Genomic DNA, 13,247 nt, shown 5'->3' with positions numbered 1-13,247 from the left:
GACGGTCAGCTTTCGACCCAAAACGGACACTGATTCAAAGCGCTTTTGCCGGTGCCAGCCTCATCGCCGGCAAGCCGGCTCCCACAAGAGTATCACCAGCCCCAGACACTGAAGAAGCCTGGCACGGGCTACGCCCATGTTCGCGGGACAAGCCCGCTCCCACAGGGCTGTGCTACATCGTCGTCACACTCCGGCGAATGCTCCAGGTCCCAGGCAGCCATGTCCAGATAGCGTTTTATCCAAGCCTTCTGGTAGGCCCCGCTGTAAATGCCATCCAGCACCAGCCAATAGATGAACAAGGCGACAACGCCAATTATCACGACTGCCAACCCTTGGCTTGTGAACACTTCTGCGCTCTTGATCAGCTCTGTGCTGATGGCAATCATGAAGGCGACGAGCGACGCGAAACCCAGGTTCTGCGACAACGGTGGCCTTGCAGGCTTGCCGACAAGGTCGGAATACGCTGACAGTTCACGGGCCTTTGCAGCCGTGTAGCCTTGCTTGCGCAGGCGCTCCAGGAAAAAGGCGTAACACAGGGTGCTTTCCCGGTGATGGAACGACTGCCGATCGATCACATGGTCGTCGAACGCCTGCGCATGCATCGTCCGCAGCCCCTTCAGGCGGGTGAAGTAGAGCGCGAGCCCCCAGGGCAGCAGCGCCATGTAGGCATACGGTAACAGCGCCGGGTGGATCATGGCCCAGAGCGCAAAGGCCACCAGCAGCAGTGTCGATGCAAATGCTGCCCACATCGGCCACAACCTGCGTGCATTCGCCCACTTGAACAATCGCTTGTTCGGTTGCCGACGGCTGCGTTTGTAGATTTCCTGGATCTCTGCCCACTCTGCCAGTTTCATGGTGACTCATTCCCTCGAAGTCATTTTTATTACAGACCGCTCCGAGCATACGTGGCCCCAGCGTCAACGTCAGTGCCGAATGGACCGAATTCAGCATGGGTGTAGGGCGCTGATGGGTGTCAGCGCTCCACCTGTCATGAAAAGACAGCCCCCTGTCACCCGATGTGAAGCACCGCCTTTTCCTGCGGCCTACAGTCTGTTCCAGCGTGTCCTGACGCTCACAACAACAATGCAGACTGGAGAACACACTCATGGCCAAAGCCGTACGCTTCTACGAAACCGGTGCCCCCGAAGTCCTTCGCTACGAAGACGTCGAAGTCGGTGAACCTGGCCCGGGAGAAGTACTACTTCGTCATGTGGCCGTTGGCCTGAACTACGCCGACACCTATTTCCGCAACGGCACCTACCCGATCCCCATGCCCAACGGCATCGGCGTCGAGGCAGCGGGTGTGGTCGTGGCGCTGGGCCAGGGCGTGACCAACGTCGCGGTCGGCGACCGTGTGACCTACACCGGCTTCATCAATACCCTGGGCGCCTACAGCACCGAGCGCATCATCCCCGCCGCTCCGCTGATCAAGCTGCCCGAAAACATCAGCTGCGAAACCGCTGCAGCCATGACCATGCGCGGGCTGACGTCGTCCTACCTGCTGCGCCGCATCTATGACTTCAAGGCGGGCGACACCATTCTGCTGCACGCCGCCGCCGGCGGTGTCGGGCTGATCGTCTCGCAATGGGCCAAGCTGCTCGGCCTGAACGTGATCGGCACCGTGTCCACCGACGCCAAGGCCGAGCTCGCCCGCGCCCATGGCTGCGCGCACACCATCAACTACAGCCACGAAGACGTCGCCAAGCGCGTGCGCGAGCTGACCGACGGCGTGGGCGTCAACGTGGTGTTCGACAGCGTTGGCCGCAACACCTTCATGAGCTCGCTCGACTCGCTCAAGCGCCGCGGCCTGATGGTCTGCGTGGGCACCGCCTCGGGCACCATCGAACCGTTCGATCCGCAGATCCTGGCAATGAAGGGTTCGCTGTTCGTGACCCGCCCTGCCCTGGCCGACTACATCGCCGACCCGGCCGAGAAAGCCGCCCTCGCCGGCGAGCTGTTCGACCATGTTGGCAGCGGGCGCATCAAGATCGAAATCAACCAGCAGTACGAGCTCAAGGATGCCGTGCAAGCGCACCGTGACCTGGAGGCACGCGTGACCACCGGCTCATCGATCTTCTGCATCTAAGGGTGGGCCACATCATGCAAGTCGAACAATTGACCTGCACCATCGGTGCGGAACTGGTCGGCCTGAACCTCGCCGACGCCATCCATGACGATGGGCTGTTCGCCGAAGTTCGTCAGCAACTGCTCAAGCACCGCGTGCTGTTCCTGCGCAATCAGGACATCAGCCACGCCGAGCATGTGGCGTTCGCCCGGCGCTTCGGCGAGCTGGAGGACCACCCGGTGGTCGGCAGCCACCCGGACTACCCGGGCCTTGTGCAGATCCACAAGTCGCCGGAAACGCCGGTGGACCGCTACGAGAATGCCTGGCACACCGATACCACCTGGCGCGAAAACCCTTCGATGGGCGCGGTACTGCGCTGCCTGGAGTGCCCGCCCGTGGGCGGCGACACCGTGTGGGCGAACATGGTCGTGGCCTACGATCGCCTGCCGGCGGATGTCAAAGCCAAGATCGAAGGCCTGCGTGCCCGGCACAGTATCGAGGCCAGTTTCGGCGCGGCCATGCCGATCGAAAAACGCCTGGCCCTCAAGGAGCGTTACCCGGACGCTGAGCACCCGGTGGTGCGCATTCACCCGGAAACCGGTGAGAAGGTGCTGTTCGTCAACAGCTTCACCACCCACTTCAGCAACTACCACACGCCCGAGCGGGTGCGCTTCGGCCAGGACTTCAACCCCGGGGGTGCCGACCTGCTGCGCTACCTGATAAGCCAGGCGACGATCCCTGAGTACCAGGTGCGCTGGCGCTGGAAGCCCAACAGCATCGCCATCTGGGACAACCGCAGCACCCAGCACTACGCCGTCATGGACTACCCGCCCTGCCATCGCAAGATGAACCGCGCCGGCATCATCGGCGACAAGCCTTACTGATCGGTCGCACGCCCGGTGCCCTTGGCACCGGGTCTTTTACGGCAGCTGTGCCAGCAGTCTGCCGTTTTTTTTTCGCCACGACGCAGGCGGCATGCCGAACTGGCTGATGAACCAACGAGTAAAGGACGTTGGCACCGAGAAGCCCAGCAGCACGGCGATGCGTTGCAAGGGGTAGTTGGAATTGCCCAGGTAGCGCAGGACCAGATCACGGCGTGCTTCGCCGATCAACCCACTGAACACATGACCCTGATCGTCCAGCCGACGCTGCAGGGTGCGCACGTTCATGCCCTGCAGCTGGGCGATGTGCTCGATGGTCGCGCGCCCCGCCGGCAGCCACTGGCGAATCGCTTTGCGCACGGCATCGACCAGCACCGGCCCGCCGTCCTGCTGCAGCGGCACCACATAGCGCTGGGCGTTGCGCGCCATCGCAGGGTCCGCCTGGCCACCGCCGAGCTCAAGATTGCCATCCGGGCAGACAATGCCGTTGAAGTGGCTGCCAAAGACCAGCTCGCAGCCGAACAGGCGCCGATGCAGCTGCAGGTTGGCCGGTGCCGGGTGGGTGAAATGGACGCTGTACGGCCGCCAGTGCTTGCCGAGCAAGGTGGCGCACAGGCGGAACAGCACGCCCATGGCCAACTCGTTGGCCTGGCGGCTGGGCATCGCGGCGCGGGTGAGCACCTCCTGGCGAATGATCGCCTTGCCCCCCTCCTCGTCCAGATGGATGGCCACCGACTCATTCATCAGGTGCCGGTAATGCAGCAGCACCTGCAGCGCATCGCGAAGCGAGCGCTGGTGGCACAGCAACAGGCTGACCGCGCCCAGGTCCGACAGCTGCCGCGCTACGGCCATGTTCAGGCCGAAGGTCTGGCAGCCGCTGGCGGCCGCGCTGTTTTCCAGCAGACGCACCGCCGCCTCACCGCACAGGCGGTGCTCGGCGTGCTGCAGCTGGGCTTTGCTCAGGCCGACGTCAGCCAGTAACGGCACCGGGTCCACCCCGAGCCGCTGGCAGACTTCCAGGTAATGGGTCAGGGCGCCAGCCCGGATCAGCAGGGTCATGCAATGGCCTCCTCAGGCTGGCGAGCAGGTGTCAGAAGCCGACCTGGTCGGCCCCTTTGAGCTTGAGCATCTGCCGGGCCTCGTCGGGGCTGGCCACTTCGAGGTTCAGCGACTTGAGGATCGACACCACACGCTTGACCTGGTCGGCATTGCTGCGCGACAGCACGCCCGGCCCGTCCCACAGCGAGTCCTCAAGACCGACCCGCACGTTGCCGCCCATGGTCGCGGCCTGGGTGGCCAGCGGCATCTGGTGCTTGCCCGCGCCGAGCACCGACCAGTAGTAGTCGTCGCCGAACAGGCGGTCGGCCGTGCGCTTCATGTGCAGCACGTCCTCGGGGTGCGCGCCGATACCGCCGAGCAGGCCGAACACCGACTGGATCAGCAGCGGCCCTTTGACGATGCCGCGGTCGAGGAAGTGCGCGGCGGTGTACAGATGGCCGATGTCATAGCATTCGATTTCAAAGCGCGTGCCGTTGTCTGCGCAGGACTCCAGGATGTACTGGATGTCGCTGAAGGTGTTGCGGAACACCCGGTCCCGCGAGCCTTCCAGGTACGGCTGCTCCCAAGGGTGCTGGAAGTCCTTGAAGCGATCGAGCATGGGGTACAGGCCGAAGTTGATCGAGCCCATGTTCAGCGACGCCACCTCAGGCTTGAGCTGCAGCGCCGGCTGCAGGCGTTCTTCCACCAGCATGTTCGGCGCGCCACCGGTGGTGAGGTTGATCACCACGTCCGAGCGCGCTTTGACCTGGGGCAGAAACTCCATGAACAGGCGCGGGTCCTGCGAAGGTTGACCGGTATTCGGGTCGCGCGCGTGCAGGTGCACGATGGCCGCGCCCGCCTCTGCCGCGCTCACCGCGGCCTCTTCGATCTCTGCGGCGGTCACCGGCAGGTAGGGCGACATCGAGGGGGTATGGATCGAACCTGTAACGGCACAGGTGACGATGACTTTGTTTTGCTTGGCAGCCATGGGGTCTCCAATCAGCTGATGGGTTGGCCGGATTCGCGGGGCAAGCCCGTTGCCACAAGGCGCGAATGCACCATGTCGTTGTTGTAATGACGCTTGGCGTAAAGCAGCACCGCTGCCGACGCCAGGCTGATCAGCGGCACCAGTTGCATGGCGGCATCCAGCCCGATGTGGTCGGACACCTTGCCGGTGATCAGCGGCCCGCTGGCAAGGCCGAGCAGGTTGTTGGCCAGGGTCAGGGTGGCCAGCGCGGTGCCATGCACCGACGCGTGGGTGAGGTTGCCGACAATGGCGCTGGTCGGGCCATTGGTGCCTGCCGCGACCATCATCCCCAGGCAGATCAACACCAGTTGCGCCAAGCCATGTGGCAAGGCGAACGCCAGCGACAGCAGCAGGCAACTGCCCAGGCAGTAGGCGACGCTCAGGCTGACCTGACGGTCCACCCGGGTGCGCGACAGGCGATCGCAGAGCATCCCACACAGGATGATGCCGACCGCCCCGCACAGCAGGATGATCGCCGACACACTGCCGGCCTGGTCGGTGCTCATGGCGTAGTAACGGTTGAGGTAGCTGGGCATCCAGACGATCACCGTGCCCCCGACGAACAGCTGCAGACCACTGCCCACGTAGGCGCACAGCACCGAGCGGGTGGCATACAGCGTGCGCAGGGGGCGCTGCGCCACGCAATTGGCCTTGTCGGCCAGGACAGCCAGCCGCTTGGGCGAGACCAGCGCTTCCTTGACGATGGCCGGGTACACCACCGCCAGCGCCAGGCCCAACAGCGCGATGACGGCAAACGCCCAGCGCCAGCCGAACTGCTGCGCGATAGCGCCGCCCAGGGCGATGCCGAGCACCGAGCCGAACATGCCACCGGCCATGAACGAACCTTGCAAGGTAGCGCGCATGTGGCGCGGGAACACCGACATCACCACGGCCCCGCCGACGCTGCCGTAGGCAGCCTCGCCAACGCCCACCAGAAAGCGTGCGACCAGCATCTGTTGGTAGTTCTCGGCCAGTGCGCAACCCAGGGTCGCCAGGCTCCAGAGCATGGCCATCAGCACCAGGCTACGCACCCGGCCGAAACGGTCGGCCATCAACGACAATGGAAAGGTCAACAGGCCGACCATCAGCGCCACGATGCCGCTGAGCAGCCCCAGCTGGCCATCGGACAGCGCCCATTCGCCCTTGAGCAGCGGGAACACGGCATTGAGTACTTGCCGCGACATGTAGTCGGAGATCAGCAGGCCAAAGGTCAGGGCAAAGACAATCCAGGCATAGCGCCTGGGTATGCCTGCAGAGGTGTCGGTACCATCTTCAGCGCACGGGTGATAGGCGGCCATGCTGCAACCTCATCGATTTTATTGTTGTTGTGAATCGAGCTTGTAGCCTGCAGGGCGGCCGTGCGGTGGCCGACCGCCCTGCGGGGTGCACGTCAGGCGTGCAGAGGTTTAGACGGCTGCAGCCGTCTTGTGCAGGAAGCCCTGTTGGCCACCGTTGCGGTTTGGCGCGAAGCCATTGGCCTGCAGGCTTTCTTCGACGGTGTCGTAGAACACGCCGATCTTGCTGATTTCACGGGCCTCTTTGGCAGTGGCGATCGGGCGGCCGAATTCACGCGAAATGCGCACCAGCTGCTCGATCTGCTGGACCGTGGACATCTTCTCGGTCTGGGACTGGTTCCACAGGTTGTCCTCGATGCCGCAGCGCACGTGCAGGCCCATGGCGATGCCCATCATGTTGACCGGCAGCACGTTGCGCATCGAGCTTTCCACGGTGAGCACCGCGCCGTCCGGCACGGCCCGCACGATGTTGGCCAGGCTGTAGATGTTCGGCACATCCATGCCACCGCCGATGGCTACCCAGTTCATCACCAGCGGGCCTTTGTAGATGCCACGGCGCATCAGGCGCTCGACCGACTCGAAGCTGTTCAGGTTGTAGCACTGGAAGGCGCTCTGGATGCCCGCGGCGCTCAGGCGACGGACGTGCTCCTCGACCCAGCCCGGCTGCGCCGGCACGGTCATTTCCTTGTAGGCCTCGTAGACCGCCGGGTCTTCCATCGAGGTACCGCGCACGTCCTGGTAGCCCCAGTGCTCGACCACGTTCATCTGCGAGGTGTTGACCGTGACGGTGACCTGATCCGGCTTGGGGTCGAGCTCGGCCAGCATGTGGCGGGTGTCGTCGCTCAGCCATTTGGCCGCGGCGCCTTCGGTTTCGGGGGCGAAACTGATCGAGCCGCCTACCTGGATGATCATTTCAGGCACGGCTTCACGCACGCCGGCGATCAGCTCGTTGAACTTGGACAGGCGCTTGGAGCCCTTGCCATCGAGTTCGCGCACATGCAGGTGAAGCACGGTGGCACCGGCGTTGTAGCAGTCCACGGCTTTCTGTACCTGCTCGGCCATGGTCACCGGAATGTCCTCGGGGAAGTCGGACGGCACCCAGGAGGGGGCATAGGGCGCCGCGGTGATGATCAGCGGCTGCTGGTTTTCGGTGAACAGGTGGCCATCGAGGAAGTTCATGGGGTGTTCCTTGTTGTCATTATCAAAGGTGTGTCGGTGCAGACCGACGGTTTAGTCGGCTTCAGCAGCAAGCTTGGCCATTTCTTCCAGCAGAATCGGTGCTCCGAGGCTGCAGGTGTGGATCCCGAGCATGGCGACCGACTGCAGCACCGCGAGGATTTCCTCAGGGGTCGCGCCAAGCTTCAGGGCATTGCGGGTATGCCTGCGCACACCGGGGCTGTACATGTGCGTGCAGGACGCGTTCACCGCGATGGCGAGGAACTCGTAGGTCTTGGGGTCGATCAGGCCGCGCTTTACCGGCAGCGCCGCGGTGTGCAGGAATTGCTCGGCCCATTGCGGATCGAGGTTGACGAAACTGTCCCAGGCCGGGTTCATCCCGCCGCTGGCACGCAGGTGGTCGAGGGTCGGGGTGGCGGACATCTTGTCTTCGGTGAGCGAGGCGTTCATCAGGCATCTCCTTGGCGTTTGTCGACACCCCTTGAGTCTGCTAAAACAGGCCAGGCGATATTTAACCTTTCGGGACATCCAGACCGACACTTTCAGGGACGTGACCCCCGCATGGCCAACATGGTTGTCAGCGCTTGCCTCACCCACTACGCCGAGGTCGCCCGCGCCTGCGGGCTGGACCCGATCGCCCAGTTGCGGGCGGTGCAACTTGACCCGGCGTGCCTTGAGCGCAGGGACTTCAAGATCAGCGTCGATGGGGTCTGGCACCTGCTGGAGAACTCGGCCGGCCAGGCCGGCGTGGAAGACTTCGGCCTGCGCATGGCCGAGCAACGCCAGCTGTCGAACCTCGGGCCGCTGGCCCAGGTGATGCGCCAGGAAAGCACCCTGCGCATGGCGCTGGAGACCCTGCAGCGCTACCTGCACCTGCACAATGAGGGCTTCCTGATCCTGATCGAGGAGCGCGACGGCATCGCGGTGATTCGCGGCGAGCAGATCACCCACCAGCAACTGCCCGCCCGCCAGTCGGTCGACCTGATGATCGGGGTCACCTACCGCACCCTCAAGACCTTGCTCGGTGAACAGTGGCAACCGCGTTCGGTGTGCTTCCGGCACCGCGCGCCACAAGACCGCTCGACCCACCTGCGGCTGTTCGGCCCCCGTGTGCAGTTCAACGGCGTGGTCGACGGCATTGTCTGCCGTTCTGCCGAGCTGGATGCGCCGCTGCCGGGTAGCGACCCGGCTGCCGCGCGGTCTGTGCGCCGGGAGCTGGAAGCCCGGGGGGCCGTCAGTGAAACGGTGGTGGATACGGTGCGGCGCCTGGTGTGGCAGCTACTGCTGACGGGGCGCTTGTCGGTGGAACAGGTGGCGGAGCAACTGGGCGTCGACCGGCGCACGGTGCACCGGCGGCTGTTGCGGCATGGGGAGAGTTTCAGCTCGATCCTGGACCAGGTGCGTCAGGAGCAGGTGGTCAGGCATTTGCGTGATTCGCGGCATTCGCACAGCGAGATTGCCGAGTTGCTCGGGTTTTCGTGTCTGAGTGCGTTTTCGCGTTGGTTCAGCCAGCGGTTTGGGTGCAGCCCGAGGGCTTGGCGCAAGGTGCATGTGGGGTGAGGGCCTGTACTGGCCCTATCGCCGGCAAGCCGGCTCCCACAGGAATCGTGTCAACTTTTAGAAATTGAGCAAGACAGTTGCTCCCACAGGTTCTGCACTGCCCTTGAGGCTGCGCCAATCCTGTGGGAGCCGGCTTGCCGGCGATAGGGCCCTGACAGACAGCGCCAATGGACCTGCCGAACTACAGCGCCGTCTTGCCACCATTCACATGCAGCACCTGCCCGGTAATGAAGCTCGCCTGCTGCGACGCCACGAACAAGATCGCATCCGCCACTTCTTCCGGCCTGCCAATACGCCCCGCCGGAATGGTCGCCGCCACCATCGGCAATTTGTCCGCGCCATCGGCAATACGCTCAAGCATCTCGGTAGCGATCGGCCGCGTCGACGCCGCGCAGCGCCGGGCCTTTTATCTTATCCAAGCAACCCCCACTCGACGCGCTCTTGGCGTTGCATGATCTTGTCTCGCAGGGGCCATGGTCGATACTCCGTCCAGACCATCAAGTAAGTGGGCATAATTTCACCTTCTTCGAAATGCTGAATATGATCTTTCCAACTATTGATCATGACTTTCCAATAACCACTTTCTGGACAAGGCCCGCCGCTGCGACAAACCATGATCGGAAAGTTGGCCTTGCTGAAAGCAGGTGAGCCTGGCATGGGTTTGCCGGTGGCCGGATCGAGCACTTTTCCCTTGGCTAGCTTGTGGATCAACGCTTCGGTAGGTTTCTCTGGAGGAATATTCGCCAAGCGAGCTTCAAGCCATTGGAGCTTACCATCCCACGGTGGTAACTGAGCGGGTGAGAGTGGCACTATTTCGTTGATTTCGGGGACTTTAGGGTCTGCGTAGGAATAATCTGCAAGCGTACTCCAGATTGCCTTGTAACGTTCTGCACGTTCAGGATCTACCTCCTGAGCATAATAGCGCGAACTTTCGACAGCCTGTGTTTGGAATGCATTGGCTAATCGCGAGGCAGCATGCTCGTAGCCACCTGCTACCCCCATCTGTAAAACTTCGAGCGCTTGCGGGTACTGGTCTTTCCCTCTCAGAATTATTCCTAAAGCAACTGCAGCCTTCCCATGCCCTTGCTCAGCCGCACAGCGATACATATCAGCGGCGATTTCTGGAGCAATAGCAACGGGATCTAGTTTATCACCAACGAAATACTGAGCTTGTGCATTTCCCTCGTCAGCAGCCTTGCGATAATAGCGCAACGCCATTTTTGAGTCTTGCTGAAGCCCCGCTGATCCTTGCTCGAGAAAATACGCAACGAATAAGTAGCCTGTAGCGACCTTCGCATCAATGAGTTTCTCACTCATTCTTAGGTATTCCCAACCGCGCAGCTTGAAGTGTCCTCGCATCGCGCCATTCTGCAAGTTAATGTTGGCTTTGTGGTGGCCATGCTCGGCACTGATACGATAGAGTCGTTCTATCTCCACATTCACGACAGGGTCTCGCTTGAGTTGGTTATTCTTTTGCAACCAACGCGCACATTGAAATAGAACATCTGCTTCGTCTGGAGGAGTTGGAATATCCTCATGCGCGCAATTGAAGGCGAGTCTCACATTGATGTCATCTAAGAAGTTAATTGATTTACCATTTTGAGACTTATGGATATCTACTAAATTGCAGGCCGCAAGTAGCAAACAGGCAAGCAAGCTACACAAGCGCATCAATCCAGACCCTTTAAAACTGCTTTTCCATAGAAAAGCTCAACAAGTGAACATTGCGGCGGCACACCGTCTTTTTGATGGCGACCATTATCATCAATTAATTCCTTCCATGTATCGAATGCCTCACGAGGATTATCCTGCACCCCTTCCCCTCCTGTATGCAGTTTCCACAAACGCCGCCTCAACTTCTGCGTTTCACTCGCCCACTCGTGCGCAATATTCAACTCACTGTCCACTTGCATGCTTCGCGTATTGATATTCGCCGAGCCATGGGTGGTGAACACATCGTTCACAATCATCAACTTCGAGTGGATATACACCGGCGTCCACGGCTGCCCCGCAGGGGAATCCGGCGCCACTAACGAGCACAAGTGCACCTTCAACCCCGGTATTTCCTCCGGCGTGATCGTGCTCTCTTGGATTTCCTTGATCTGCCCATCCAGTTCGGCCTCCCACTTCTCCTGAGCACGCCGGCCCATGTAGTCATTCGGCCCGTCGAGCCGGGGTCGTGGTGGCGCATTCTTTTTCACCTGCTCGATCCGCCGCAGCTTGGTCACCTGCGGGATGGTCTCGGCCCGCCCCAGGCCCTCGATCATCCGCTGGGTGTTCACCGTCCCTGCGCCGATGCCGTCGTCAGTGGCATTGGTGACCACGAACAGGTGCAAGGCCCCATGCAGACCTGGATCACGCCCGCCACAGGTCTGGCCCAGGGCGGCCTGCTTGATCGCCTCGGCCAGCGGCGGCCAACGGAAGTACTGGTTCTCGATGTAGATGAACTGGGTGGCGTTGTTCACCGCCTGCAGGTACAGCGGTTCGATCTCGAATTTCTTCTCCTGCGGCTGGGTTCGCAGCAGTTGGCACATCAGCCGCTGGCCGCTGCCCGTCTTGAGGTTCAGCGCTTTGCCCACCACTTTCGCCTGTCGAGTGATGAACAAGTCTTCCCCGGTCTCCTTGCGCCACGCCGAGGCAAAGTTCGCGTACATGCCTGGATTTATCCAAGCAATCCCCACTCGACGCGTTCTTGGCGTTGCATGATCTTGTCTCGCAGGGGCCAAGGTCGATACTCCGTCCAGACCATCAAGTAAGTGGGCATGATTTCGCCTTCTTCGAAATGCTGGATATGATCTTCCCAGCTATTGATCATGACTTTCCAGTAACCGCTCTGCGGACAGGGTTGGCCGCTGGCACAAACCATGACGGGGAAGTTGGCCTTGCTGAAAGCGGGTGAGCCTGGCATTGGCTTGCCGGTGGCCGGATCGAGCACTTTTTCCTTGGCCAACTTGTGGATCAGCGCTTCGCTGGGTTTTTCTGGCGGGATGTTTGCCAGGCGGGTTTCCAGCCATTGCAGCTTGCCGTCCCATGGCGGCAGCTTGGCAGGGGGAAGCGGGACAATCTCATTAATCTCTGGAACTTCTGGGTTCGCATAAGAATACCCGGCTAGGATACGCCATATTTTACTGTAGCGCTCGGCCCGCTCTAAATCTTCTTTCTGACCATAGTAATCATATTTATGTGTGGGTTCAGCTCCACGAAAAGCGTCTTCTAGCCGGCCACCAGCATGTTCATAACCACCTGCGACTCCCTTTTGAAGAACTTCAAGTGCTTCACGGAATTCACCACTGTGTTGCAGGCTTACAGCCAAAGCGACTGCAGCTTTACCATGCCCTTGTTCAGCTGCACAGCGATACATATCAAGAGCAACTGCTGGAGCGACATCAACATAATCAAGTTTATCACCAACGAAATATTGAGCTTGTGCACTTCCCTCATCAGCAGCTTTCCGGTAATAGCGCAGTGACATTTGAGAGTCCTGCTGAAGCCCCGCTGATCCTTGCTCGAGAAAGTATGCAACGAACAAATAGCCCGTAGCGACTTTTGCATCAATGAGTTCCCCACTCATTCGCAAGTGCTCCCAGCCGCGCAATTTGAAATGTCCACGCATCGCGCCATTTTGCAAATTAATGTTTGCCTTGTAATGATTATGCTCAGCGCTAATGCGATATAGACGCTCGATCTCGACATTCACAACTGGATCTCGCTTCAGCTGATTGTTTCTCTGCAACCAGCGTGCATATTGAAAAAGAACGTCAGCTTCGCGGGAGGGTTGTGGAATAACCTCATGCGCACATGTGAACGCCAACTTTACACTTACATCATCAAAATGAGCCATATTTTTACCATATTGATGTCGTAGATCCCCATCGACTTTACAAGCCGCCAGAGTCAAAAAAAACAGCAAGCCACACAAACGCATTAGTCCAGATCCTTTAAAACTGCCGCTCCGTAGAAAAACTCAACAAGTGAACAGCTGGGTGCCAATCCGCTTCTTTGTTTGCGCCTGTTATCATCAATAATTTTTTGCCACGCAATAAACGCCTGCTCTGGATTATTTTTCACCCCCTCCCCACCTGTATGCAGATCCCACAACCGCCGCCTCAGCTTCTGCGTCTCACTCGCCCACTCATGGGCAATATTCAGCTCGCTGTCCACCTGCATACTTCGCGTATTGATGTTCGCCGAACCATGCGTGGTGA

General features: G+C 60.5%; 12 protein-coding genes and 2 pseudogenes. 3 read left to right on the top strand and 11 right to left on the bottom strand.

The window, feature by feature from the left end:
- Positions 1-128: 128 nt before the first annotated feature.
- Positions 129-854: a hypothetical protein gene (locus tag ACIPZB_RS08305; protein WP_400639785.1), complete on the bottom strand. Its 726-nt coding sequence runs from the start codon at positions 852-854 to the stop codon at positions 129-131.
- Between the two features lie 251 nt (positions 855-1,105).
- On the opposite strand from ACIPZB_RS08305, the gene ACIPZB_RS08300 reads away from it, so the two are divergent.
- Together ACIPZB_RS08300 and ACIPZB_RS08295 are read left to right on the top strand one after the other, a co-directional pair.
- Positions 1,106-2,086, top strand: a complete 981-nt coding sequence (locus ACIPZB_RS08300) for a quinone oxidoreductase family protein (RefSeq protein WP_400639784.1) — start codon at positions 1,106-1,108, stop codon at positions 2,084-2,086.
- Positions 2,087-2,100: 14 nt separating this feature from the next.
- On the top strand, positions 2,101-2,949 hold the full coding sequence (locus ACIPZB_RS08295) for a TauD/TfdA dioxygenase family protein (protein WP_400639783.1): 849 nt from the start codon (positions 2,101-2,103) through the stop codon (positions 2,947-2,949).
- 36 nt (positions 2,950-2,985) lie between these two features.
- Here the strand turns inward: ACIPZB_RS08295 and ACIPZB_RS08290 are convergent, their stop codons facing one another.
- From ACIPZB_RS08290 to ACIPZB_RS08270, 5 genes are all read right to left on the bottom strand, one after another.
- Positions 2,986-4,005: an AraC family transcriptional regulator gene (locus tag ACIPZB_RS08290; protein WP_400639782.1), complete on the bottom strand. Its 1,020-nt coding sequence runs from the start codon at positions 4,003-4,005 to the stop codon at positions 2,986-2,988.
- 31 nt (positions 4,006-4,036) lie between these two features.
- A complete protein-coding gene (locus ACIPZB_RS08285) occupies positions 4,037-4,972 on the bottom strand; it encodes a 3-keto-5-aminohexanoate cleavage protein (protein ID WP_400639781.1) in 936 nt (311 codons plus the stop codon).
- Between the two features lie 11 nt (positions 4,973-4,983).
- Positions 4,984-6,309, bottom strand: a complete 1,326-nt coding sequence (locus tag ACIPZB_RS08280) for an MFS transporter (protein WP_400639780.1) — start codon at positions 6,307-6,309, stop codon at positions 4,984-4,986.
- A gap of 108 nt (positions 6,310-6,417) precedes the next feature.
- Positions 6,418-7,485: a 3-keto-5-aminohexanoate cleavage protein gene (locus ACIPZB_RS08275; protein ID WP_400639779.1), complete on the bottom strand. Its 1,068-nt coding sequence runs from the start codon at positions 7,483-7,485 to the stop codon at positions 6,418-6,420.
- 51 nt (positions 7,486-7,536) lie between these two features.
- On the bottom strand, positions 7,537-7,932 hold the full coding sequence (locus ACIPZB_RS08270) for a carboxymuconolactone decarboxylase family protein (RefSeq protein WP_008100974.1): 396 nt from the start codon (positions 7,930-7,932) through the stop codon (positions 7,537-7,539).
- A 111-nt stretch (positions 7,933-8,043) separates the two neighbouring features.
- On the opposite strand from ACIPZB_RS08270, the gene ACIPZB_RS08265 reads away from it, so the two are divergent.
- The gene (locus ACIPZB_RS08265) at positions 8,044-9,042 is read left to right on the top strand and encodes an AraC family transcriptional regulator (protein ID WP_400639778.1); all 999 of its coding nucleotides are present in this window, start codon (positions 8,044-8,046) and stop codon (positions 9,040-9,042) included.
- A 181-nt stretch (positions 9,043-9,223) separates the two neighbouring features.
- Here ACIPZB_RS08265 and ACIPZB_RS08260 read toward each other — a convergent pair.
- The 5 genes and pseudogenes from ACIPZB_RS08260 to ACIPZB_RS08240 form a co-directional block, all read right to left on the bottom strand.
- Positions 9,224-9,421, bottom strand: a pseudogene (locus tag ACIPZB_RS08260) (SDR family oxidoreductase); the annotation flags it as partial.
- Positions 9,422-9,453: 32 nt separating this feature from the next.
- Complete coding sequence (locus tag ACIPZB_RS08255) at positions 9,454-10,713, bottom strand: DUF6396 domain-containing protein (RefSeq protein ID WP_400639777.1); 1,260 nt, start codon at positions 10,711-10,713, stop codon at positions 9,454-9,456.
- Positions 10,713-11,696, bottom strand: coding sequence for a phospholipase (locus ACIPZB_RS08250; protein ID WP_400639775.1), 984 nt, complete (start codon positions 11,694-11,696; stop codon positions 10,713-10,715). Before ACIPZB_RS08250 ends, ACIPZB_RS08255 begins: the two co-directional genes overlap by 1 nt.
- Positions 11,697-11,704: 8 nt before the next feature.
- Positions 11,705-12,967 (bottom strand): sel1 repeat family protein, encoded by a 1,263-nt coding sequence (locus ACIPZB_RS08245; protein WP_400639773.1) that lies wholly within the window; start codon positions 12,965-12,967, stop codon positions 11,705-11,707.
- Positions 12,967-13,247 (bottom strand): annotated as a pseudogene (locus tag ACIPZB_RS08240) (phospholipase); the annotation flags it as partial. The gene ACIPZB_RS08245 and the pseudogene ACIPZB_RS08240, both read right to left, overlap by 1 nt.

The organism is Pseudomonas sp. NPDC089396 (assembly GCF_044749545.1).
In the GTDB taxonomy this organism is placed as follows: domain Bacteria; phylum Pseudomonadota; class Gammaproteobacteria; order Pseudomonadales; family Pseudomonadaceae; genus Aquipseudomonas.
This window is presented reverse-complemented; position numbering and strand designations above follow the sequence as displayed.